Origin of the sequence: Microcoleus sp. CZ3-B2 (assembly GCF_036705055.1) — a bacterium.
In the GTDB taxonomy this organism is placed as follows: Bacteria; Cyanobacteriota; Cyanobacteriia; order Cyanobacteriales; family Microcoleaceae; genus Microcoleus.
This window is the reverse complement of record NZ_JAUBTN010000043.1, coordinates 1-23,077: the sequence shown is the minus strand read 5'-3', so window position 1 is coordinate 23,077 and position 23,077 is coordinate 1. Positions and strand designations below refer to the sequence as shown.

The following is a 23,077-nucleotide window of genomic DNA, read 5'->3' as shown; positions in this document are numbered from 1 at the left end:
AGTAAATTAGAAGGTGAAGAAGTTGGCCCGGAAAATAGCATTGAATCAATCGCCGATGATTCGGTAGATGTTAGTAAATTAGAAGGTGAAGAAGTTAGCCCGGAAAATAGCATTGAATCAATCGCCGATGATTCTGTGGGTGTCAGTAAATTAGAAGGTGAAGAAGTTAGCCCGGAAAATAGCATTGAATCAATCGCCGATGATTCGGTAGATGTTAGTAAATTAGAAGGTGAAGAAGTTGGCCCGGAAAATAGCATTGAATCAATCGCCGATGATTCGGTAGATGTTAGTAACTTAGAAGGTGAAGAAGTTGGCCCGGAAAATAGCATTGAATCAATCGCCGATGATTCTGTGGGTGTCAGTAAATTAGAAGGTGAAGAAGTTAGCCTGGAAAATAGCATTGCCCCAATCGCCGACAGTTTTATGGGTTCCCGTAACCTAGAAAATGAATATCTCGACGAACTTCCCGACGAAGTTGAGATGTCTTTGTTCGACCATTTAGAAGAATTGCGGCAGCGAATTTTTTACTCGCTAATTGCAGTAGTAATCGCTGTTATTGGTTGCTTTTTAACAGTTAAACCTATCGTACAATTGCTAGAAGTACCCGCCGGGCCGGTCAAGTTTTTGCAACTAGCTCCCGGCGAGTATTTCTTTGTTTCTATCGAAGTAGCGGGATATAGCGGTTTGCTAATTGCAAGTCCGTTTATTTTTTACCAGATAGCGCTGTTTGTACTCCCCGGCTTGACTCGCAAAGAACGTCGGTTGCTAGGGCCCGTGTTTTTGGGTTCGAGTTTCTTATTTTTGGGCGGGTTAGTATTTGCTTATATTGCTCTGATTCCGGCGGCGCTCAACTTTTTTGTTAGCTACGGGGCGGATGTTGTAGAGCAGTTGTGGTCGATCGACAAATACTTTAAATTTGTGCTCTTGTTAATGTTCAGCACCGGCTTAGCTTTTCAAATCCCGATCGTCCTAGTATTGCTGGGCGTTTTGAACATTGTTTCGTCCAAGCAAATGCTATCGGGCTGGCGCTATGTAGTGTTGGGAGCGGCTATTTTGGGAGCGGTGTTAACGCCTTCTACCGATCCTTTAACGCAAAGTCTTTTGGGAGGTGCGGTGCTGGCTTTGTATTTTGGCGGTGTTGGTTTTGTGAAGCTTTTGGGGCGGTGAGGGGTCGAAAGTTTCTGGTTTTTTGGGCTGGGGGCGGGTTGTACTGAAAATATTTCTCGCTCATAAATGCGATCGACTCGCCATCAAAAAAATATAGAGATGCGATCGCCCGCGCCTCTATAATTACTAAAAGTTAAAACTCCACACCAAAGTTTTGTCAAAACTTTGTCTACATTCGGAACTGTTCGACTTCAGGTGTGTAGCCGATCGGCAAAATATAATCGAGATTCTCGTGGGGACGAGCAATTATGTGATAGGATAGCAACTTTCCGCCATCGACCTTTTTAACTGATTCAATTCCAGCAGCAACGGCTGCTTGCACTTCAGAAATATCTCCTCGAACTATAATTGTCCAGTAGGCGCGGGTTATCTTTTCATAACGAACTAAAGTAACTCGGGCTGCTTTCACCATTGAGTCTGCAACTTCTACGGCGGCGGGAAATCCTAAGACTTCAACCATTCCAACTGCAACACCCATTACAACATTCTCCTAAATTTCACAAGATATCTGAGGTTCATTGTATGTGAAAGTGTTGACAGAAAATGGTTCGGATGATTTTGGTCGGCTAGAAACCCGGATCGCGAAAAGGACCGAGGCTGGCGAGCTCTAGAAGGGATCGCGCTGAAAGATGGTTCGGATTTAACTCGCAGCATCTGTGTTTTGCTTTAACGCCGTGGGATCCGCGAGGGAACTGTACAATATTTCGGAGCGGAGACAGCACTACCCAAAAAATGCTTTGCGACAAAAATAAAAATGAAATGCTCCCTGTAGCTGGATTTGATATGACTGACAACAGTCAACAGTCATTAGTCATTAGTCAACAGTCAGCAGCCAACAGTCAGCAGTCAGCAGTCATTAGTCATTAGTCAGCAGCCAACAGCCAACAGTCAACAGTCAACAGTCAACAGTCAACACACAACTAGCAGATTCAAAACTCGTCAAGCAACCACTCCGAGGCTCTTTCGCCCAAATCCAGGGGGATGCTGACAGCTTTGCCCAAGCGCGGGCGATCGCGAGTAGTTACAATGTATTCTCTCACCTGTGCCGTGCTGCCCCAGCCGTTGAGGTAATTCGCCACCGCGTCCAAATGCTCGAAATAATCAGCCTCCGTCATCGGAAAAGACGCTTGTTCCAAATATTTCCACATCACCTGCACAAAAATCTTGCCCCGCGTCCGCCGCAATCTGATATCGTAAGACTTTCCCCATTTTTCTAGGAGTAGCTGGTGTAAATCCTTGCCCGTCATGGTTGCTCCTGAGTGAATCTCTTAAACAATAAAAGACAAAGTTCAAAAAATGTAATAATACTCTAATAAAGGCTGGAAGGCGCATTATTCAAAGGAATTTTCGCTGCCTGAAGTTGGTGCGAGCAGATGGGCTGCGACTACGCCAGTTGTCTGCACGTACAAATTCCCTAACAAACAAACGTAACTTAAAACCGTAAAGGCAGGTCATGGCTCAATCTTCTGCTGGAAATCCCGATGTCCCCGATATGGGGCGTCGCCAATTTATGAATTTGTTGACGTTCGGTACAGTCACAGGTGTGGCACTGGGCGCACTCTATCCCGTTGTCCAATATTTTGTTCCTCCGTCGAGTGGGGCTGCAGGTGGCGGTGTCACCGCTAAAGACGCCTTGGGTAACGACATCATCGTTAGCGAATATTTGGCTTCCCACCCAGCGGGCGATCGTACCTTGGCCCAAGGTCTCAAAGGCGACCCCACTTATTTGGTGGTGGAAAAAGACGAATCTCTCGCCGATTACGGCATCAATGCAGTCTGCACTCACTTGGGTTGCGTCGTGCCTTGGAATGCTAGTGAAAACAAGTTTATCTGTCCTTGCCACGGTTCTCAATACAACAGTGAGGGCAAAGTGGTGCGCGGCCCCGCGCCTTTGTCTCTGGCCCTAGCCCACGCCACTGTCGCAGATGACAAGATTGCTTTGACCACTTGGAAAGAAACAGATTTCCGCACCGGCGAAGAACCTTGGTGGTCATAGCTATTAGTCAGCAGTCAGCAGTCAGCAGTTAGTAGTTAGTAGTTAGTGGTTAGTAGTTAGTAGTTAGTAGTTAGTAGTTAGTGCTTAGTTCCAATAGCCAATAACAAGTAACCAATAACCAATAACCGATAACCAATAACAAGTAACGAATAACCAATGACTAATGACCGAGGACTAATGACCGATGACTAATGACCAATCACTAAATTGTCTGAACCTTTGAGATTGAATACTCTAATGCCACAAACTAATTTATCTGCGATATTTCGCCGCAGTGTCGAGACGATCGCCAAAACTGCTTTAATTGCGATCGTCGCCGCCGGATTTTTTCTCACCAGTGACATCGCACTTCCCCAAGCAGCATTTGCTTATCCTTTCTGGGCCCAGGAAACAGCACCCGCTACTCCCCGCGAAGCCACCGGTCGCATTGTTTGCGCTAACTGTCACCTAGGTGCAAAACCGACAGAAGTTGAAGTACCGCAATCTGTTTTGCCTGACACAGTTTTTGAAGCTATTGTCAAAGTTCCCTACGATACTAACGTGCAGCAAGTTGTCGGCGACGGCAGCAAAGGCGGCTTGAACGTAGGCGCAGTTGTGATGTTGCCCGAAGGTTTCAAGATTGCTCCCGCTGACAGAATTCCCGAAGAAATGAAGGAAAAAGTCGGCGATCTTTACTTCCAACCTTACAGCGAAACCCAAGAAAATATTATTTTAGTGGGCCCGCTGCCTGGTGAACAATACAAAGAATTGGTATTCCCAGTTTTGTCGCCAAATCCCGCAACTGACAAGTCCGTTCACTACGGCAAATACCTAATTTATGTCGGCGGCAACCGCGGTCGCGGTCAGCTTTATCCTACAGGCGCTAAGAGCAACAATGCTGTTTATAATGCTTCGGTAGCTGGCACAATTTCTAAAATCACCACACTTGAAGATGGTGGTTTTGAAGTGACAATCCAACCAGCGGGCGGTGCAGCGGTTGTTGATACAATTCCTGCTGGCCCAGAACTGATTGTTACCGAAGGACAAACAGTTGCAGCCGACGAACTTTTGACGAACAATCCTAATGTGGGCGGCTTCGGTCAAAAAGATGTGGAAATTGTGCTGCAAAGTGCAGGTCGAGTTAAAGGATTGATGGCTTTTGTGGCTATAACCATGCTGGCTCAAATCATGCTGGTTCTCAAGAAGAAACAGGTCGAAAAAGTTCAAGCTGCTGAAATGAATTTCTAAGCGGGACTTTAATTATTTGGGTAAGGTACTCTAGAGCGCGTCTAAATCATTTGTACAAATATGTAGGGGTACTGTCCCCCTGCCTACCTCCAAGGCCAGGAGGACAACCACGGGGCCAAGACTCCCTACAAGAATTACACAATTGATTTAGATTTCCTTGTACAGATCCAACTATTAGGTAAGTAGGGCGGGGAATACCCGCCTTATTCTTTGATAAATAATCAGTAAAATAATGTCAATAGATGAGAAAACAGTTGAAGTAGGCTCGCTAAAATGGTTTTATCGGGAAACAAATCCGGTTAACGAAAGTGATAAGCCGCCGGTGCTGCTGCTGCACGGTTTGCCGTCCCAAAGCTTTACCTGGACTGTAATCATGTCGGATTTGGCGGCAGGGGGATTTCGATCGCTAGCGCCGGATTGGGTGGGCTACGGGCGATCGACCAAACCGGACAAACGCGACTTTGCCTACACTCCAGATGCTTTTGTAACCGCCCTCGCTGGCTTTATTAAAACTCTAGAAATAGACCGATTTTCCCTCGTAGTCCAAGGATTTTTAGCTTCGGCGGGCATTCAATACGCTTTGCAAAATCCAGATAAAATAGAACGTTTAGCGATCGTAAATACACCAGTTTCCGCCGATATCAAATTGCCTTGGAAAATGCAGCAGTTGGGACTGCCTTTTATTGGCGACATGATGACGCAAGACCCGCTTTTGGTAGACAGAACCCTCGAAGGCGGTTGTCGCAAGACGATATCAGACAACGATTTAGATGTTTACCGCCGCCCGTTTTTGAAGAGTTCGGATGCGGGGCGATCGCTAATGAATACAGTCCGCAACATTCAATTACCGCAGTCAATGGCAGAAATTGAATCAGGCTTGCAACAATGGACGCGCCCAACTTTATTTGTGTGGGGTTTGACCGATCCTTGGCTGAGTGTTGAACCCGCTCAAAAATTAGTCAGTTCCATGAAAAATGCCGAGTTAGTCACACTAGAACAAGCGGGGCATTATCCCCAAGAACATTGGTCAGAAAAAGTTGGCGAAGCTCTGATAACTTTTCTGCGACGTCAGGAGGTAAAATAATATTTTGTACCTAACTCTCGGTGCCTAGGGTCGGTGTCCCCGTGCCCGCCCGCAACGAGAAATCAAAAATCAAAAATCAAAAATCGATATGACTCGTCCCCGTTCATTTTTTGCCTTGATGATGGCGTTTATGATGGCATTTCTGGTTAGTTGCAGCAGTGTCGAAGCAAAAGTTCCGACGACTTACACAGCAGCCCAGATCCAGCAAATTCAGCGCTATGCTCCTACCCTGACAGAATTCCGATCGCGCATGGATAAACTAGGAAACCTAATTCAAAACAGAAATTGGATTGATACCGTAACTTACATTCACGGGCCTCTAGGCGACTTGCGTAACACCATGAGAGCCGTGTCAGGCACTTTGTTACCCAAATCTCAACAACAAGCTGTTGATTTGACAAAGAGTTTGTTTGCTGATTTGGTAAACATTGACAGCGCTGCTAAAGCGAATGACTATGCGAAAGTTATGGCTAGTTATCAAACAGCGGTGAATCATTTCGAGAATTTCTTGCAGCTAATTCCTCAAGACTAATTGCTTTAGTTTGTAGGGTGGGCGCTGCATACCGAGATGGTGCGTGCAGTTATTGTAGGGTGTGCGGTGCGCGCCCTACGAAAAAATTATATAAAGTCTCAAGTCTCAAATCTCAAATCTCAAATTGAATGGTTCGCGTTGCAATTATTGGTTGCGGTATTATCGGGGCATCGATCGCCTTTGAACTAAGTAAATTCCCCGAAGTCAAAGTCACAGTATTCGACAAACAACAGCCGGCACTGGGTTCTACAGGTGCGGCCCTCGGCGTTTTGATGGGAGTTATCAGTCACAAAACTAAGGGCAGAAATTGGCAGTTGAGGGAAAGCAGCCTTCAGCGCTACGAAACTTTAATTCCTGAATTAGAAGCAGTTACGGGGCGAAAAATTCCCTTTAACAAACAGGGAATTTTGATGCTTTGTGGGGAGGGAGAGGATTTAAGTAAATGGGAAAAACTAGCAGCAATTCGCGAATCTCAAGGTTGGAAATTGGAACTTTGGGATGTGCAACAAGTGCGCGATCGCCATCCTCACTTATCTGTCAACAATAACATAATTGCTGGGATTTATTCGCCGCAAGACCGGCAAGTCGATCCGACGGCGCTAACTTTGGCTTTGGTGGATGCTGCTGAACGCAATGGCGTAATTTTTAAGTTTGGAGTGGAAGTTGAAGGGGCCGCGATTGCTGCTAGTGGCGAGTTCGATCGACTAATTATATCCGCTGGCTTAGGTTCTGCGACAGTCACTGCATCCTTAAATCAATTAATTGACATTCGCCCCGTGTTGGGACAAGCACTGCATTTGCGGTTAAAAAATTCCTTAGGAAACCCAGATTTTCGGCCCGTAATTACTTGCGACGACGTTCACATTGTACCTTTGGCAAATCAAGAATTTTGGATAGGCGCGACGGTGGAATTTCCCGAAAACGGCGGGGAAATTCAGGCGAATGCTGATATGTTAGAAAAAGTGATGGCGAGGGCGAGATCGCTTTGTCCCGCCTTAGCCGAAGCTGAAATCCTCAGCAAATGGTCAGGATTGCGCCCGCGCCCGGAAAGACGACCGGCCCCAATTATCGAGACGCTTCCGGGTAACAGCCACGTTCTGATCGCCAGCGGCCACTACCGCAACGGTGTTCTGCTGGCCCCTGCAACCGCGCGATCGATCCGAGAAGCAATTTTGCAATAATTAACAAATGTTAATACAATCAATAAAGCCATTCATATATTCCCTCAAAAAATGTCCGACAAACCTTTAGGAAAACCCCGCTCCTTGTGGCGAGTGATTTTGCTTTCTGCAGTCAGTTTGCTGCTATATTACGGCTGGTATAAATGGATTATCCAAGAAGAATTGCGCCACTATAACGGCACTGGTTGGTCGGGGACTCTTTGCTTGCTGCCCTTTGTTTTAGGAGTAGCCGTTCCCCAAGCTTTGCGGATATTTGACCCCGACGTTCCCGGATGGTTTGGTTGGTTTTCCTTCGTGGGAATTGCTTGGATTTACATCGTGCAGTTCAAACTTTACAACACAGTTAACGAACTTTACCGCCTAGAAGGAATCAAAGAACCCTTAACAGTTTGGTGGATTTTTGTCCCTGGTTTAAATTTAATTGTCGGCTTGCGGCAAATTCACTTTTTGAGCCAGTTCTGGGCGAGAAAACAGGGAATTGAAGTTAAGGACAACTTAGCAGAAAGCATTCCTTTTCTATCAGCTAACGCTTGATCTAGCAATCCTTGCAGAATTTGTGTATGTGTAGGGGTAGTGCCAAGATTGTCTACCCCCAGCATCAAGAGGACGGTTCCCTAGGGGATAGCTACCCTTGGGGAACGCGATCGCGATCGCCGCGCAGGGGGGTTTCCCTTACAAGAATTACACAACTGATGAACGAACTGCTATAGTTATTTTGCCCTGATTGTGGAATGTTGGGTTTTACCATTTTTTGAATTCGCCAACAGTCTTTTGAAATCATTCCCGAGTTTTCCTAATAACTAACGACTATGAATTATGACGAATCCGACTCACCGCCGGCAGGTGTAGCTGAAGGCGAGTCTTTAACAGTGGAACAGGCGATCGCAAATTTGCACTCCCAAGATTACAGTCTCCGCTATTATGCTGCTTGGTGGATTGGCAGATTTCGAGTCAAGGAACCGGCAGCTATTGCAGCTTTGATTGCAGCCTTGCAAGAAGAGTCAGAACAAACAAAAATCGGCGATTATTCCCTATTGCGAAATGCGGCGCGGGCGCTGGGTAAATTGGGCGACAAACAAGCCTTACCGGCGCTGATTCGGTGTTTGGAATGTGCGGATTATTACGTGCGGGAAGCGGCGGCTCAAGCTCTAGAAATGCTGGGCGATCGCGATTCTATTCCACCGCTGATGAAACTCTTAGATGGGGGCGTAGCTGTGGCGCTACGAGTGGCTGGCAAATCGCACCTTGTGCAGCCTTACGACTCGGTAATTGAAGCTTTGGGTACGCTGCAAGCGACAGAGGCTATACCGCTAATTGCACCTTTTTTAGAGCATTCTGTGGAGCGGGTGCAGTACGCTGCAGCGCGGGCGATGTATCAGTTGACTGGCGATCGCATTTACGGCGATCGATTGATAACGGCTTTGAATGGGGATAATTTGCAGTTGCGGCGATCGGCTTTGATGGACTTGGGGGCGATCGGCTATTTGCCCTCAGCGCCAGCTATTGCTGAAACTTTAGCAGAAAATAGCATGAAATTGATTGCCCTCAAAGGAGTTTTGGAGCATCACCTAAATCAACAAACATCTCTATCTTTGTCCGATGAAGCTATCCAAGTGATGAATTTAATGGATAGTTTACTTTAACAAAAATTAGTTCACAACTGCAATAGGATTGCTTTAGCGATTCTCAATTGTCTGCCATATATTCAGGACACAGCACATTCAGGAAACAGCACCGCTGTTTCCCTAGCGCATATCTGTATTTCAGGCAATTGAGAACTATTTGAGCGGTTTTCGTCTGATGAACTGGTGGCTGATGGTTTGATGGAATGAGGAAGGAGACTTTCGGCAATAATTTTGCTCAAATTTCCGTAATAATACTGATATTAGTAGCTTGATTTGGCAAAATAACTCGTGTTAAAATCACCTTACCATCTGGAGCGCTCCTCAGTTAAAAAAGTTTTGGTTTTGACAATAGCGCTCGCGGAATGCTGGGAGATGGTTGTGTAGTGGCTAGAAGTATCAATCGGGGGATTCACCATGAGCAACGACGATTTGGAAGTCCAGGTGCAACATTTTGCCGCGCTTAAGTCCAAGTATCAAGCAACAAAATATGAAAATTCATCTCCCTCTAGTCTTCTGTATCTCATTCTGCGAAAAGCTGATTTAGAAATTGAAATTACCGACTTCGAGTGGGATTGGTTAGTAAACCAAGAGTTTTTGGAAACAATAGAAGCTATCGAGCAAGAGCCACTACATAAGGCTGAAGAACGAATAAAACTAGATGCTAAATTTTCTCAACTCAAGTCTAAGTTCAAAGTAACCAGACATCCCGATTTACGGCTATCCAGTTCTTTGTATCCTATCCTTTGGAAACTTGACTCTGAAAATCACCTAACTGACTTAGAAGTTGAATATCTGCAAGAAGAGGGGCTTGCTCAAACAGTTGCTATCGTTCAAGATATGGCGCGATTTGCTGTACTAAAGGCTAAGTACAAAGCTAGTGAATACCCAGATTGTTCACTTGATAGCCCCTTGTATCAAATTCTCAAGCAACTGAATGCACGAGAAAGATTAAGTGATGTAGAGGCTAACTGGCTGTTCAACAACCAACTGGTTGATACTCTAGAAATTTTTTGGCAACAAAAAGCTGGACGGGAAGCTGAATTTGCCCAACTAAAGGATAAGTACAAAGCTAGTGAATACCCAGAAACATCTGTATCAAGTCCGTTGTATCCCATCCTGAAAAATCTTGAGGTAGATCAGCAGTTGAGCGAGTCAGAACTTAACTGGCTAGAAGAGCATCAACTGAGCGAAACGCTTAGCATTGTTTTGGAGATTGAACAGAAACGACACTTTGCTGAACTGAAAGTTAAGTATAAAGCTACTACTTGTGAGGATTCATCTCTCTCTAGCCATCTTTATAAAGTTCTCAAAAAAATTGATTTAGACAATCCGCTAGGTGAGCAGGATATTAATTTTCTGAAAAAGCGTAAACTGACTGAGACAATTACTCTGGCGCTTGACAAATATGCTGCTAGTCTCAAGTCCCAAATTAAATCTGGAGAGCCGTTGAGTGAGGCTGATTTTGATTGGGTGAAACAGAATGGACGTGAGGATGTAATTACTTTTGCTATTGAAAACTATGTTGCTAGTCTCAAGTCCCAAATTAAATCTGGAGAGCCGTTGAGTGAGGCTGATATTGATTGGCTGAAACAGAATGGACGTGAGGATGTAATTACTTTTGCTATTGACAAATATGCTGCTAGTCTCAAGTCTAAGATTCAATCGGGAGAGCATTTAAGTGAGGCTGATATTGATTGGCTGAAACAGAATGGACGTGAGGATGTAATTACTTTTGCCCAAGAAAAGGAATTTGGTGCTCTCAAGGTCAAGTATCGGATTATAGATCGTGATTTCCCTTTCGATCCGTTTTACGCAATCATGGTAAAATTGGAGAAAGAAGAGCGTCTAGATCCTGTGTTAGTTGTTCAGTTAATACAACAGAAACTTTTAGCTAGTCATGGAAAGATTGCTATGGCCTACCACAGGCTTGAAGCGCTTTTCTACGATCGGGAATATGAGCGCACAGGAGATAAATGGAACTTGCCAAACGCCAGCAGTCATTGGCGCAAGGCAGATGAACCGGAAAGTGCATTGAAGGTGACAGAAAATCTGGACTTCGACAAAATTAAAGAAAATAAGCTCAAGTCAGCTTTGTTAACAACGAGGGGCGGTGCTTTCCGAGATATTGATAAATTAGATGATGCACAAAAGTGTGCACTCAAAGCTATTGAGTATCAGCCTCAGAGTCATCATCCTTACACTTTGATGGGAGCTATTTGTTATGAGCGAGGTCAATATTCACAGGGCGATGATTGGTTTAACAAGGCAATTAAACGCGGTGCTGAATCAGAAGATATAGATTCCGAACTCAAGCGGGTTGTCAAAAATGCTAAGGATGAGAAGCGTCGGGAAGTTGTGGAATATCTGCTGACAAAAAATCCGCAGCGCTATGCTTGGGCTAAGGCTTATAGGAAGCGCGAAGGCGGTGAGGATGCACAGCGCAAGAATTCCTAGCGCAGGTATGGAGTCGAGTTTTTGGCGGATTCGACTCTTTAACCAAGATTGTCATATTTCGAGTATGGTAAGCTTTCCAAGTCGATCGCCGCGCCTCACCGACGCTGCAAAAAGTTTGATCGCGCGATCGACCCAACCTACAATTACAATGATCACGGTAGAGCTTACAAATCAATGGCATTAGAACTAATTCGCGCAGTCGAACAAGCAGATTCTTCCGAAGGCTTGTTAAACGCAGTCAAAGCACTGGCGGAGGCTCCTTCCAAAGAAGCAATTCCTACCTTAATTACAGTCCTCGGCTACAACAACCCCGGCGCCGCAGTTGCCGCCGTTGACGGGCTGATTCAACTCGGAGAACCCGCCGTGCTGCCGCTGCTAGAACAGCTTGACGGCTACAATTACGGGGCAAGAGCTTGGGCTGTTCGGGCTTTGGCGGGAATTGGCGATCCCAGGGGTTTAGAGATTTTGCTGGATGCCGCAGCGAATGACTTTGCTTTGAGCGTGCGGCGGGCGGCGGCTAGGGGTTTGGGGACGATTTGCTGGGAACTTATGCCCGCAGAACAAGTTTTAGATGCTCAAATTCGCGCTGTGAAAACGCTGCTGCAAGCGTCCCGAGACCCGGAATGGGTGGTTCGCTACGCAGCAGCGGGGGCTTTGCAAGCTTTGGCGGTTGCTGCAACTGTTCAACCGGATTGGTTAACCGAAGTTTTGGCCCAACTTGAGGAAATAGCCCAAAGCGATGAAACTTTAGCAGTTAGAGCTCGCGCAGTGCTTGCTAAGGAAAAATTGTCACCGGGCTAGGGTTTGGGCGATCATCTCTTCCAATTCCCCTTGACTGAGAGTGGTTAATATAAAGACTTCTTGTACGGTTTTGCCCTGTCTGGCAATGATTTTAAATCCCCCCCGGATGGGTACTGACACTCTTAATGTCATGCGGGGGATGTGTCCTTTAACTTTGTTGATGACCCCTGGCGTAACAGTTTGAATGCCTATTTTTAGGGTGAGGCGCTCTAAAATTGGTATCAAACCGGGAAGGTGGGTGGAGTGATTCCAAACTAGGCGGCCTTTAGATTGTGGGTTCATGACTTTTGTACCAAATTCAACATACCCAGTCTAAGCCACCCCCTGGCCGAACCAATTTGAAATTCCTTCAATTTATGTATCAATAACGTTACTGTACGTGTCATTGCAAGCAAAGCGACGCCATCTCAAACCGAGATTTTTGAGTCCGGGCGCCCAAGCTGAGATTTTCTTTACCAAAATTGTCCTGTACTTTTTGATGTTTTGGGTTGGTAATTTTCGGTTTTTCTAGTTGAGTTGCGATCGCCCGGAACATTTCTGTGGCGCTGCAAGGTTTCTTGAGGTAGCCATCGGCTTTGAGTTCGATCGCTTTTTCTATTTCTGAACCCGTCATAAAAATAAACGGAATGCTGGCGGTTGCAGGGTACGATCGCAAAATCGCGAAAACTTCCAAACCGTTGAGTTCCGGCATCATCACATCAGACAAGATTAAATCGGGAATTTGGGCGATCGCTAACTGGATACCGACTTGTCCGTTTTCTGCGCCTACAGCTTCAAAACCGTGCAATTGCAAGAGTTCTATAACGGTTGCTCGGATAAAGTTATTGTCTTCAATTACTAATATTTTTGGCATTTATTTTAGTTGCCTCTCTACTTTATTTGTCTTGATACCTTATAATCTTTGCAGGTAAATTTTATAAATTCAATAGGGTTATTGCAAAAAACCGCTTTTTTCGGGTAAAGCGCGATCGCAGCTAGGTGCAGTATCTCATCAATTCGCCGCTGGGATGAGCGCGCCACTCCAAAAATCACTAACCTGTTGCGGTATTTAGATTGAATTTTTATGGCACCGCTCAAAGCAACGCCCCACTCCTTGTTTCCAGAAACATATTTGTTAAAACTAGACGCGCGCCAGCTTATTCACAAATTTCGGGCGATCGGGTAAAATATAACCTGGTGTATAGCAATTTATTCAGGAACAGGATATGTCAGAATTTTTAGACTTTCTCCGACATCAGTTTGCCTACGTTGCCCTTGGCGAATTTAAACCAGGAAAATTCAAAGAAGCAGAAGAACTTTTTGAAAAAGCCGTTGCCACATATGCTACAGGTTTTAAGGGAGCGTACCTGCTGCAATTGCCCAATACAGACAAAGGTATTGCCATCATTTTTTGGGAAAGTGTAGAAGAGATGGCCGCCAATCAAAGCGAAGCATATCAGGAAATATTGAAGCAGATGACTCCTTTGTTTGCCAAAATTCCCGACACAGATATTTACGAAATAGTTAGTGAAATTAAGCCGAAAAATGAATGATTAAAAATTGTGCAACCGGCGCGTCATACCCATTCCCATCGGCATTCTTCGCCCTACTCCGCTGTCAAGTCCAAAATCTGCTAAACTATTAATTTGCTTGATAGTAACCGGATCAATATAGCGGTTATCAAGCATTGTGAGGTATGCCCAAGGAGGCCTATGCCCTATGCCGCATAGTACCTCCTATGAGAGCACAGAAAGGCTATATAGAAATTAGAGTCGATCTTATGTAGGAAAACGGGCCGACTGCATCCGGCGGGGAGCTAGGCAAATAAAAAATTATTTGTCTAATACCATTTTTGTAAAGATGTGCTATTGATGAAGTCTTAGCCCTCCCGAACTCGCGGGGGCTAATATCTAGCGCTACTTTATGAAATTTGTCTAACATTAATCATTGTAGCAAGACTTATTCACATTTCCATTACATTTTTGGAACTGCAATTACTTAAAATCTAAATCTGCCACACCTTCCCATCCTTCCGGCACTTCATATTGTTGATATTGCTGACAGCGTTTTACGTAAAGTAGAGCAGCCCTATCCTCAGAATTTATAACTAATATCTCTTCAAATATTGATTGAGCTAGGGCAAAATCTTGACAACTGTAAGCCCTGATTCCTTCCTCAAAAATTGCCTGAGTCTGAGTCTTTAACTGGTTAGACAATCCGAGTTCTTCATCATAAACTTCATAAACAGCAACCGATTCAGTTTTCCCTTTCACCCTCACTCTATCGAGAAAACGGGACTTAAAATTTGGTAAACCTTCCAGCCGAGATAGAGTATGTTCGCTAATCAAAATTCCCACTCCGTACAGCTTCGTTAAGCCTTCCAAACGAGAGGCCAAATTAACAGCATCAGCAATCACAGTCGTATCCATGCGTTCGGATTCGCCAACGGTTCCCAGCATTAAATTGCCTGTATGCAAGCCAATACCTATAGAAATCGGAACCTCACCTCCCAGTTGCCGCTGTTCGTTGTACAGCGCTACTTGTTTCTGCATCGCAATTGCAGCTTGCACAGCATCATTAGCTGACTCAGGAAACAGCGCCATAATCGCATCGCCAATATATTTATCAATAAAGCCTCGGTACTGCCGAATAACTGGGCTGACTTGACTGAGATAAGAATTAATAAATTGAAAATTTTCTTGAGGTGTCATCGCTTCTGACAGAGTTGTAAATGAGCGAATGTCAGAAAACATTACCGTCATTTCTTGCTGTACTTGGTCGCCAATTTGAACATCAATAATACTTTCCTTTCCTAAAAATTTGATAAAATTGCGCGGTACAAATCGCCCGTAAGCTGAAGTTATTTTTGCCAGAGAAATATGCGTTCTGATGCGGGAAAGCATTTCTTGTTTTTGAATCGGCTTCGACAAATAATCATTAGCTCCCGATTCAAATCCCTCCACAATATCTGCCACTTGATTTTTCGCAGTCAGCATCACAATCGGAAGTTCATAAGCTGGAAACTGCTCGCGGATTTTTTGACAAACTTCATAACCGTTCATGTGCGGCATCATCAAGTCTAGCAAAATCAAGTCAGGGATAAAACCGCCTTCCATTACGGCCAAGGCCTCTTGTCCGTTACTAGCTTCTGTAATGGCGTAATTGTACAGGGAAAGGTTATTGATGAGTACCTGACGGTTAATGGGTTCGTCATCAACAATCAAAACTTTGAACTGTTTTTCATGATTTGTTGTCAGCGGTAAATCTTCGGCAACTATGGGGATGGCTAACTCGTAAATCTGAGTTTTTTGAAGCTCTGCTGACGGCTTGGGTGCAGTTTTGACACTGGAAATAGGCAAAGTAAATGTAAATTGCGAACCTTCCCCTAGTTGAGACTCAACCAGAATTTTACCGCCATGCAATTCAACCAATTTTTTGGTGACAGCTAGACCCAATCCTGTACCGCCATATTCTCTGGTGCTAGCTCCTTCTGCTTGTTCAAAAGATGCAAAAATTCTCTCAAATTGATTTTCTGCAATACCAATTCCGGTATCAGAAATTGTCACAGCCAAGAGAGAGTTTGTAGTTGGTGATTTTGGGAAATTTACTGCCGATAGCTGAGGCTCTGTTACCACTTTTGCTGACACTGTTACCGTTCCTGACAAAGTGAATTTAATCGCATTACCCACAAGGTTGTGCAAAATCTGTTGCAGGCGCTCTTCATCGGCTAAGGCGGAGGGAAATTCCGCCGGAATCGAGTTGATTAATTGCAATTTTTTAGCCGCAGCTAGGGGTTTACTCATGGTCAAAATTACATTGGTAACTGCTCGTAAGTCTACGGGTTTGAGTTGCAGTTCTAAATTTTTGTGCCTCAATTTAGAGAAGTCAAGAATGTCGTTGACTAAATTAGACAAACGCCTACCGCTGGAGACAATTAAAGTGAGGTTAGCTTGAGTTCTTTGAGGAAGTTCTCCGGTTGCTCCGTCAATCAGAGATTCAGCGATGCCAATGATGCCGTTGAGGGGTGTGCGGAGTTCGTGGGAGGTGTTGGCAAGGAATTCATTTTTAAGTTTGTCGAGGTCTTTTAGCTCTTCATTTTGCTTTGCTAGGGCGGCAAAAGATTCTTGAAGTTGTCTTGCCATGCTGTTGAATGAATGTGCTAGTTGTCCGATTTCAACTATCCTGCTGAGCGGGACGTGCTGCTCTAAGTTTCCCGTGGCAATTTCTGCGGATGCTTGAGAAAGTTTAAGCAGTGGTTTCGCAATCCAGGCAGCGGTGAAAATACCGATAATAATTGCCACAATTAAAGTTACAATACATAGCAGGATGGTAGTTTGGTTATTGGCATCAATTTCTGCTGTAAAGTCTGATTCGGGGACAACTACGATAACTAGCCAATCTAAAATACCTAATTCATCTCGAAAAGGGGCAGCTTGCAGAAAATGTTTCTCGCCGTCGAGAATAAATTCCATCTGCTGAGGGGTATTTATTTTATTTAAATTTCCAAATTGCTCGAATAAATATTGAGTTGTTTTTCGCGTTAAATGGTCGCTAATTTTTTCGGCGTGAAGACGCTCGGTTTTACCGCTGGCAGCAACTGTAAAAGGTTTGTTGATTGTGGAGCTAGCAACTAAAAGTCCGGTGCGTTCGACGATGAAAATTTTCCCTGATTTGCCAACAGTGAAACTGTGCAGGAAGTCGCTAATTTGTCCTAGGGAAATATCGGTCAGAAAAACGCCCTGAAGTGTTCCTGTACTGTTGTAGAAGGGGTAGACTGCTGAAAGGTCTAGCCTGTCACCTAAAGCGGAAGTATCTATGGCGCTCCAAGTTGGGCCGCCGGCCCGGACAGCAGCTTTATACCAATCGCGAGTTCGAGCATCATAATTGGGTTTTTCTCGAATTAATTTGATGCGATTGCCTTGATTGTCAACTGCATATCTGCGGATGGCGTTACCAGTTGTTTCGTTCGCTATTACTGTGTAGCCTTCTGGTTTATTAGCGCCTACAAATTCTCCTTTTGCATTGGCAAAGGCGATGGTTCCAATATTAGGATTAAGGGATTGGCTTTGCTGCCAAAAATAGCCTTCCATTTGCTTAAAATTGGTGGGGTCGAGTAACTTTTGGCGAATTGTATTGATGTGAATTTGCTCAATTAAATGAGGTTTAGCTAAGTAGCTTGTCAGGTGAAGTTGGACGCGGGCTACCACTTCACGCCGTAACTGGCTGGCAACATTGTTGACCGCTTTTTGTCCGTTGCGGAAGGATAGATAGCCTACTAGCCCAACCGCTACAAAAATTTGTATTACGAAGGGAACGACGAGGGTGGCACGGAGGCCGAATTTGCCGGGATTATTACTCATAAGGGGGCGCGATCGACAAATGTGAGGCTAAAGGGGGTATAATCCATTATTATAAAGATTCATTTTTGAAGAGATACAGTTAAGGTTATAGGATTTTGGTTTGAAGAATTGATAATTAATGATTAAGCTTGTGGTTGAGAGTTGACCTACAGTTGCATTTTTTTTTAGATATGCTATTATTTTGGTAGCGAGTTAGAAGGTAGAGGGAATCATAAATAAAAATTTATGCCTTCTATTTTATACTTACACAATCTATACGATCCGAGCAATTTAATAAAAATTGACAATTTACAACTTAGTGATTGCAAAGTTGAGATTTTTTTGGGGTAAATTGAGTATAAATTATTTTAACAAAATCGGTGCATTGTAGGGGCTTGATGAAGCTAGAATTTGGTTTTAAACAAGGCTGTGGGGTATTTTAATACTATCTTGACAAGTTGTTGCTACGGTTATTAATCGTATATAAATTATCTGTCATATCGTTTCCGGTTGCATCGGAATGATTTAACCTGACTAGAACACAGAGTACACAGAGTCCGAGAATATATATTTGAATCATTCTGATGCTACTGGATTTGATATCATATCGTGTTGGGTCTACGATCGCAACAAAAAGGGTCTGCACTACGAACCGGATAGCATTGGGTGCGCTGCACACCCTAATTTTAGTTGGCTGTGAATGTTTAGGCGATCGCAATTTCGGACGACAAATAAACGTCTTGAATGGCGTGGAACAATTTTACACCTTCTTCAAAGGGACGCTGAAAAGTTTTGCGGCCGGTAATTAAGCCGCAGCCGCCAGCGCGTTTGTTGATTACTGCGGTGCGAATGGCTTCGGCAAAATCGTTTTTTCCCGAAGCACCGCCGGAGTTGATTAAACCCATTCTTCCCGCATAACAGTTGAGCACTTGATAGCGTGTTAGATCGATCGGGTGATCCGTTGTCAAATCGGAATAAACGCGCTTGTCGGTTTTGCCGTAACTGTGGTCGCTGGCTTTAGCAACTGCTGCGTAGCCGTTGTTGCATTCGGGCAATTTTTGCTTGATGATGTCAGCTTGAATTGTCACTCCTAGGTGATTTGCTTGAGCTGTTAAATCCGCAGCAGTGTGATAATCTTTGTCTTGTTTGAAGATATCGTTGCGGAGGTAGCACCACAAAATTGTTGCCATTCCGTATTCGTGAGCTTGGGCAAAAGCTTGACTGACTTCTTGGATTTGTCGCGTCGATTCTGGGGAACCAAAATAAATTGTTGCTCCGACTGCAACTGCTCCCAAATTCCAAGCTTGTTCGACGGAAGCAAACATTATTTGGTCGGATTGATTGGGATAAGTCAGTAGTTCGTTGTGATTGAGTTTGAGAATGAAAGGAATTTTGTGGGCGTATTTGCGAGATACGCTGCCTAACACTCCTAGGGTGGTGGCGACAGCGTTGCAGCCTGCAGAAATTGCTAGTCTGATGATGTTTTCGCTGTCAAAATAAATGGGATTTGGTGCAAAAGAAGCGGCTGCTGAGTGTTCGATTCCTTGGTCTACTGGTAGGATGGATAAATAGCCGGTATTCGCCAAGCGTCCGCTAGAATAAAGTTGCTGGAGCGATCGCAAGACTTGGGGAGATCGATCGGTTTGAGCGAAAATGCGATCGACCCAATCCGCGCCTGGCAGGTGCAACAAATCTTTAGAAACTTTTGCTTGATGGGTGAGCAAGTCTTCGGCTTCGTCGCCCAGCAAAGATGCGATCGCACTGGGAACTGATACTGTAGCTGTCATGCTGATTGCCCTCTCAATTTCAATTTCAGGCTGATGATTGCAGACATTAGCCTTGCTGATATTGTAGCTAAAAAATCATTGTTTATATCCCGTAACGATCGCCCGAATTTTCAACAAGATTAGCGACAACAGCAACTAGGACGCGCTACCCTAGAATAAGCTGGCAGTTTAGCTTTCCTCGCTGCTGCCTGCGATCGCCGTTCGATACACCACTTTGCCATCATAATGTCACACACTTACTTTGATTCTGAAAACGGTAACAAGTCCTTCGAGATGCCCGGTGCCAGACCCCACTACAACCCCGATCGCCCCGGACAAGTAGAGCATATTTTCCTCGATTTAGTGCTGGATATTCCCAAACAAAGTTTTCACGGCACTTGCAACATCCGCATCAATCCAGTCCGCAGCGGTATTGACAAATTAACCTTAGATGCTGTCAACCTGAACATTAAATCAGTAAAAATCGGCGAAACCGAGCAAAATTTCGACAGCGACGGCGAAGTGCTGCAAATTCAACTGCACGAACCAACAAAAGCATACGAACCAATTACAATCGCGATCGAATACTCGGTCGAAAAACCCCAGCGCGGTCTCTATTTTGTCGGGCCAGACAAACACTATCCCGACAAACCAACACAAGTTTGGACTCAAGGCGAAGACGAAGATTCCCGCTTCTGGTTTCCCTGTTTCGACTATCCCGGACAACTCGCAACTTCCGAAATTAGAGTGCAAGTACCGAAACAACTTTTTGCAATATCTAACGGCGAATTAATTAGCACAAAAAATGAGGGCGACGATAAGATTTATCACTGGTCGCAAACCCAGATCCACCCAACTTATTTAATGACCTTAGCCGTCGGAGATTTTGCCGAAATTAAAGACGAATGGAACGGCAAACCAGTTAATTATTACGTCGAAAAAGGCCGCGAAGCCGACGGTAAGCGCAGCATGGGCAAAACGCCCCAAATGATTGAGTTTTTCTCTAAAGCATTTGGCTATCCTTACCCTTTTCCTAAATATGCTCAAGTCTGCGTGGATGATTTCATCTTCGGCGGCATGGAAAATACTTCGACAACTTTGCTAACAGATAGGTGCTTGCTAGACGAACGCGCTAGCCTCGACAATCGCGGTACAGAAAGCTTGGTTGCTCACGAATTAGCTCACCAATGGTTCGGCGATTTAGTAGTAATTAAACACTGGTCTCATGCTTGGATCAAGGAAGGTATGGCTTCCTATTGTGAGGTGCTGTGGACTGACAAAGAATACGGCAAAGAAGATGCGGCTTATTATATGTTAGGTGAAGCCCGCAATTATTTAGCTGAAGACAGTTTTCGTTACCGCCGCCCGATTGTCACTCACGTTTACCGCGAAGCGATCGAATTGTACGATCGCCATTTGTACGAAAAAGGCGCTTGCGTGTATCACATGATTCGCGCCGAGTTAGGCGACGAACTATTTTACAAAGCAATTCACACTTTTGTGCGGGATAACGCTCACAAAACTGTAGAAACGATCGATTTGCTAAGGGCGATCGAAAAGGCGACAGGCCGCAATCTAATGTTTTTGTTCGACCAGTACGTTTATCGCGGCGGTCATCCAGATTACAAAGTTGCTTATTCCTGGGACGGCGACAGCAAATTAGCCAAAGTGACTGTCACACAAACTCAGATCAAAGATAGCAAAAAGGACAACGGTAATAGCAAAGATGTCTTCGACCTAAAAATTCCGATCGGCTTCGGTTATAAGCCGGAAAAAGATGCAGACGAGGGAAGTGCTGCTAATATAAAAACTTTCACGGTTCGAGTACACGAACGCGAGCAAAGTTTCTATTTTCCCCTAGAAGAGAAGCCCGCTTTTATCAGTTTTGATGTCGGAAATAAATACTTAAAAACCGTTGTTTTAGAGTATGGAGTTGCCGAATTAAAAGCTCAGTTGAAGTTCGACCCTGACCCGGTTTCCCGGATTTATGCAGCCAAAGCTTTGGCGAAAAAGGGAGGACTGGAAGCTGTGAAAGCGCTGTCAGAAGTTCTCAAAAAAGATCGGTTTTGGGGTGTGCGGGCTGAAGTAGCTACTCAGTTAGTTGAAATTAAACTCGACCAAGCTTTTGAAGGTTTAGCAAGTGGTTTGAAAGATAAAGATGCTAGGGTTCGCCGCGCTGTGGTGAATGCGCTGGGCCAAATCAAGACTCACGAAACTTATAAGGCGCTGAGGTCGATCGTCGAAAAAGGCGACGACAGCTATTATGTAGAAGCGGCCGCAGCTAGTGCTATGGGCTCGATCGCAGGGGCGAATCCCGACGAAAAACCGACGGACGAACAGGTACTCAAAGAGTTAAAATTGGTTTTGAAAGAGCGTCAGGGCTGGAATGAGGTTGTGCGATCGGGTGCTATTGCCGGTTTGGCGCAAATGAAAACTTCTGAAGATGCGCTGAATCTAATTTTCAAATATACAGCCATCGGTACTCCGCAAGCTTTGCGCTTGGCTGCAATTCGCTCTTTGGGGACAATTTCAACAGGTCAAACTAAGCTGAATTTAGAACGAATTTTGCACCGATTGGCAGAATTATCTAAGGAGACGTTTTTCTTGACTCAAGTATCTGTGGTAGTGGCTTTAGGACAGATGGAAACTCGCAAAGCCATTCGGATTTTGCGTTCTTTAGCTGACCAAACTCCCGACGGCCGCGTCCGTATGATGGCTGATGAAGCGGTGCAAAGAGTGCAGAAAAATGCTGGTTCCGATGCAGCGGTGAAGCAGTTGCGGGAGGAGTTAGACCAGGTGAAGAAGGAGAATCAAGATTTGAGGAGTCGGATGGAAAATCTGGAGGCTAAGGCGAAGAAAGATTAGAGGGAAAACCGCATACTGGCGCGGATAGAGGCTGATTTGGGCGATCGGCTTTTATCTGCGCGCGAGTATTACAATATTATTTTCTAGCTGGAGTGCATCTACATTTGCTAGTTTTAACAGAGGGAAAGCAAAATATGTCTGTTCTCTACTGTGCGGTTGTCTAAAATGGTGAATTATCTATAATCAGGCGTGCAGTTTTTATTGTTTAGGAACAAAAAGTTAATAACTTAAATATCTGCCACACTCCTCCTGGTAGCGAGCAGAGCGGACTTATGCACGGGCGATCAGAAACTGGGTTTTTTTACGAAAAGACGCGCTGTATCCCGGATATTCGGTAAAACACGCGGTTTCTTTAGTCCTATGCCTCAGTCCTATATTAATCTAGTTGCAGCAGCTTTTGCACCCACAACTATTGCCAAAATTATGAGTATAACCGCTTTATTGGTAGAGCAATCGGGAGTAATTCCCTACCGCATTCAAGACGGAAAAATTGAAGTCATGCTGATTACTTCTTCAACCGGTAAGCGCTGGGTAATTCCCAAAGGGTTAATTGAACCTGATATGACTCCGCAAGATTCTGCTGCGAAGGAAGCTTGGGAAGAAGCAGGTTTGTTGGGTAAAGTGTTGCCGGATTTGTTGGGAACTTACAAATATCAAAAGTCCGGCCATACTTGTCATGTAGAAGTATTCTTGCTACCAGTGCAAACTATTCTGGAAAATTGGCCGGAAGCTAGCAAGAGAAAGCGGCAGTGGGTAAGTATTCCGAAAGCAATTAAGCGGGTGAATGAACCGGAACTCAAACTGATTCTTGCAGATTTACTGAATCAGTTCTGGTGATTGACATATATTAAGCCTTTCTCAGAAAGATGAGGTACTATGCGGCATCGGGCATCGGGCATCGGCCAAACAGGGCATCGGGCATCGGCGAAACAGGGCATACCTCAGCACGCTTGAGAACTGCTATATATTAAATCGGCGTTAAAAACCGTTACATAAGACTTACCCAAAGCTACCCAGCTTTATACAAAGCTGGACTTTGAACCTTACTTCCTGTTTCATTC

General features: G+C 44.7%; 20 protein-coding genes. 13 read left to right on the top strand and 7 right to left on the bottom strand.

Going from position 1 to position 23,077, the window contains the following annotated elements; genetic code table 11:
- Positions 1–423 precede the first annotated feature (423 nt).
- Positions 424–1,167, top strand: coding sequence for a twin-arginine translocase subunit TatC (tatC, locus tag QUA97_RS18820; protein WP_228042157.1), 744 nt, complete (start codon positions 424–426; stop codon positions 1,165–1,167).
- Between the two features lie 169 nt (positions 1,168–1,336).
- Here tatC and QUA97_RS18815 read toward each other — a convergent pair whose 3' ends face one another.
- Both QUA97_RS18815 and QUA97_RS18810 read right to left on the bottom strand, forming a co-directional pair.
- Positions 1,337–1,645, bottom strand: coding sequence for a carbon dioxide-concentrating mechanism protein CcmK (locus QUA97_RS18815; RefSeq protein WP_106149684.1), 309 nt, complete (start codon positions 1,643–1,645; stop codon positions 1,337–1,339).
- Positions 1,646–2,096: 451 nt separating this feature from the next.
- Entirely contained in the window at positions 2,097–2,414 is a 318-nt protein-coding gene (locus QUA97_RS18810) for a DUF3067 family protein (protein ID WP_194009313.1), read from the bottom strand.
- A 206-nt stretch (positions 2,415–2,620) separates the two neighbouring features.
- Between QUA97_RS18810 and petC the strand changes: the two genes are divergently transcribed.
- From petC to QUA97_RS18780, 6 genes are all read left to right on the top strand, one after another.
- Complete coding sequence (gene petC / locus QUA97_RS18805) at positions 2,621–3,163, top strand: cytochrome b6-f complex iron-sulfur subunit (protein WP_194066785.1); 543 nt, start codon at positions 2,621–2,623, stop codon at positions 3,161–3,163.
- Between the two features lie 237 nt (positions 3,164–3,400).
- Positions 3,401–4,390 carry a cytochrome f gene (gene petA / locus QUA97_RS18800; RefSeq protein WP_194066786.1) on the top strand — a complete coding sequence of 330 codons (990 nt, stop codon included), beginning with the start codon at positions 3,401–3,403 and terminating at the stop codon, positions 4,388–4,390.
- Positions 4,391–4,622: 232 nt separating this feature from the next.
- Entirely contained in the window at positions 4,623–5,474 is an 852-nt protein-coding gene (locus QUA97_RS18795; RefSeq protein ID WP_194066787.1) for an alpha/beta fold hydrolase, read from the top strand.
- A 61-nt stretch (positions 5,475–5,535) separates the two neighbouring features.
- The gene (psbQ, locus tag QUA97_RS18790; protein WP_442922541.1) at positions 5,536–6,006 is read left to right on the top strand and encodes a photosystem II protein PsbQ; all 471 of its coding nucleotides are present in this window, start codon (positions 5,536–5,538) and stop codon (positions 6,004–6,006) included.
- 128 nt (positions 6,007–6,134) lie between these two features.
- The gene (locus QUA97_RS18785) at positions 6,135–7,187 is read left to right on the top strand and encodes an NAD(P)/FAD-dependent oxidoreductase (protein WP_194066788.1); all 1,053 of its coding nucleotides are present in this window, start codon (positions 6,135–6,137) and stop codon (positions 7,185–7,187) included.
- A gap of 51 nt (positions 7,188–7,238) precedes the next feature.
- On the top strand, positions 7,239–7,721 hold the full coding sequence (locus QUA97_RS18780) for a hypothetical protein (RefSeq protein WP_194066789.1): 483 nt from the start codon (positions 7,239–7,241) through the stop codon (positions 7,719–7,721).
- 91 nt (positions 7,722–7,812) lie between these two features.
- On the opposite strand, the gene QUA97_RS18775 is transcribed toward QUA97_RS18780, so the two are convergent.
- On the bottom strand, positions 7,813–7,968 hold the full coding sequence (locus QUA97_RS18775; RefSeq protein ID WP_333195553.1) for a hypothetical protein: 156 nt from the start codon (positions 7,966–7,968) through the stop codon (positions 7,813–7,815).
- A gap of 28 nt (positions 7,969–7,996) precedes the next feature.
- On the opposite strand from QUA97_RS18775, the gene QUA97_RS18770 reads away from it, so the two are divergent.
- From QUA97_RS18770 to QUA97_RS18760, 3 genes are all read left to right on the top strand, one after another.
- Positions 7,997–8,830, top strand: a complete 834-nt coding sequence (locus QUA97_RS18770; RefSeq protein ID WP_333195552.1) for a HEAT repeat domain-containing protein — start codon at positions 7,997–7,999, stop codon at positions 8,828–8,830.
- Between the two features lie 396 nt (positions 8,831–9,226).
- Positions 9,227–11,266 (top strand): tetratricopeptide repeat protein, encoded by a 2,040-nt coding sequence (locus QUA97_RS18765; protein WP_333195551.1) that lies wholly within the window; start codon positions 9,227–9,229, stop codon positions 11,264–11,266.
- Positions 11,267–11,440: 174 nt separating this feature from the next.
- Positions 11,441–12,067: a HEAT repeat domain-containing protein gene (locus tag QUA97_RS18760; protein ID WP_194066793.1), complete on the top strand. Its 627-nt coding sequence runs from the start codon at positions 11,441–11,443 to the stop codon at positions 12,065–12,067.
- On the opposite strand, the gene QUA97_RS18755 is transcribed toward QUA97_RS18760, so the two are convergent.
- Both QUA97_RS18755 and QUA97_RS18750 read right to left on the bottom strand, forming a co-directional pair.
- Entirely contained in the window at positions 12,056–12,349 is a 294-nt protein-coding gene (locus QUA97_RS18755) for a DUF2103 domain-containing protein (protein ID WP_333195550.1), read from the bottom strand. The genes QUA97_RS18760 and QUA97_RS18755 overlap by 12 nt on opposite strands.
- 100 nt (positions 12,350–12,449) lie before the next feature.
- Positions 12,450–12,920 carry a response regulator gene (locus QUA97_RS18750; protein WP_194066795.1) on the bottom strand — a complete coding sequence of 157 codons (471 nt, stop codon included), beginning with the start codon at positions 12,918–12,920 and terminating at the stop codon, positions 12,450–12,452.
- Positions 12,921–13,272: 352 nt separating this feature from the next.
- Between QUA97_RS18750 and QUA97_RS18745 the strand changes: the two genes are divergently transcribed.
- Entirely contained in the window at positions 13,273–13,599 is a 327-nt protein-coding gene (locus QUA97_RS18745) for an antibiotic biosynthesis monooxygenase (protein WP_333195549.1), read from the top strand.
- Between the two features lie 441 nt (positions 13,600–14,040).
- Here the strand turns inward: QUA97_RS18745 and QUA97_RS18740 are convergent, their stop codons facing one another.
- Together QUA97_RS18740 and QUA97_RS18735 are read right to left on the bottom strand one after the other, a co-directional pair.
- Entirely contained in the window at positions 14,041–17,406 is a 3,366-nt protein-coding gene (locus tag QUA97_RS18740) for a response regulator (RefSeq protein WP_333195548.1), read from the bottom strand.
- A 683-nt stretch (positions 17,407–18,089) separates the two neighbouring features.
- Complete coding sequence (locus QUA97_RS18735; protein ID WP_333195547.1) at positions 18,090–19,172, bottom strand: class I fructose-bisphosphate aldolase; 1,083 nt, start codon at positions 19,170–19,172, stop codon at positions 18,090–18,092.
- Positions 19,173–19,397: 225 nt separating this feature from the next.
- Here QUA97_RS18735 and QUA97_RS18730 point away from each other — a divergent pair, with 225 nt between their 5' ends.
- On the top strand, positions 19,398–22,016 hold the full coding sequence (locus tag QUA97_RS18730; RefSeq protein ID WP_333195546.1) for a M1 family metallopeptidase: 2,619 nt from the start codon (positions 19,398–19,400) through the stop codon (positions 22,014–22,016).
- A gap of 360 nt (positions 22,017–22,376) precedes the next feature.
- Entirely contained in the window at positions 22,377–22,853 is a 477-nt protein-coding gene (locus tag QUA97_RS18725; RefSeq protein ID WP_333195545.1) for an NUDIX hydrolase, read from the top strand.
- Positions 22,854–23,077 lie beyond the last annotated feature (224 nt).

Bases quoted from the DNA above. Each gene is read 5' to 3' on its own strand.
- QUA97_RS18810 (WP_194009313.1), bottom strand. From the start codon at position 2,414: ATGACGGGCAAGGATTTACACCAGCTACTCCTAGAAAAATGGGGAAAG.
- QUA97_RS18815 (WP_106149684.1), bottom strand. From the start codon at position 1,645: ATGGGTGTTGCAGTTGGAATGGTTGAAGTCTTAGGATTTCCCGCCGCC.
- QUA97_RS18795 (WP_194066787.1), top strand. From the start codon at position 4,623: ATGTCAATAGATGAGAAAACAGTTGAAGTAGGCTCGCTAAAATGGTTT.
- petA (WP_194066786.1), top strand. From the start codon at position 3,401: ATGCCACAAACTAATTTATCTGCGATATTTCGCCGCAGTGTCGAGACG.
- QUA97_RS18780 (WP_194066789.1), top strand. From the start codon at position 7,239: ATGTCCGACAAACCTTTAGGAAAACCCCGCTCCTTGTGGCGAGTGATT.
- QUA97_RS18730 (WP_333195546.1), top strand. From the start codon at position 19,398: ATGTCACACACTTACTTTGATTCTGAAAACGGTAACAAGTCCTTCGAG.
- petC (WP_194066785.1), top strand. From the start codon at position 2,621: ATGGCTCAATCTTCTGCTGGAAATCCCGATGTCCCCGATATGGGGCGT.
- QUA97_RS18775 (WP_333195553.1), bottom strand. From the start codon at position 7,968: ATGATTTCAAAAGACTGTTGGCGAATTCAAAAAATGGTAAAACCCAAC.
- tatC (WP_228042157.1), top strand. From the start codon at position 424: ATGGGTTCCCGTAACCTAGAAAATGAATATCTCGACGAACTTCCCGAC.
- QUA97_RS18755 (WP_333195550.1), bottom strand. From the start codon at position 12,349: ATGAACCCACAATCTAAAGGCCGCCTAGTTTGGAATCACTCCACCCAC.
- QUA97_RS18735 (WP_333195547.1), bottom strand. From the start codon at position 19,172: ATGACAGCTACAGTATCAGTTCCCAGTGCGATCGCATCTTTGCTGGGC.
- QUA97_RS18740 (WP_333195548.1), bottom strand. From the start codon at position 17,406: ATGAGTAATAATCCCGGCAAATTCGGCCTCCGTGCCACCCTCGTCGTT.
- QUA97_RS18725 (WP_333195545.1), top strand. From the start codon at position 22,377: ATGCCTCAGTCCTATATTAATCTAGTTGCAGCAGCTTTTGCACCCACA.
- QUA97_RS18770 (WP_333195552.1), top strand. From the start codon at position 7,997: ATGAATTATGACGAATCCGACTCACCGCCGGCAGGTGTAGCTGAAGGC.
- QUA97_RS18750 (WP_194066795.1), bottom strand. From the start codon at position 12,920: ATGCCAAAAATATTAGTAATTGAAGACAATAACTTTATCCGAGCAACC.
- QUA97_RS18765 (WP_333195551.1), top strand. From the start codon at position 9,227: ATGAGCAACGACGATTTGGAAGTCCAGGTGCAACATTTTGCCGCGCTT.
- QUA97_RS18760 (WP_194066793.1), top strand. From the start codon at position 11,441: ATGGCATTAGAACTAATTCGCGCAGTCGAACAAGCAGATTCTTCCGAA.
- QUA97_RS18785 (WP_194066788.1), top strand. From the start codon at position 6,135: ATGGTTCGCGTTGCAATTATTGGTTGCGGTATTATCGGGGCATCGATC.
- QUA97_RS18745 (WP_333195549.1), top strand. From the start codon at position 13,273: ATGTCAGAATTTTTAGACTTTCTCCGACATCAGTTTGCCTACGTTGCC.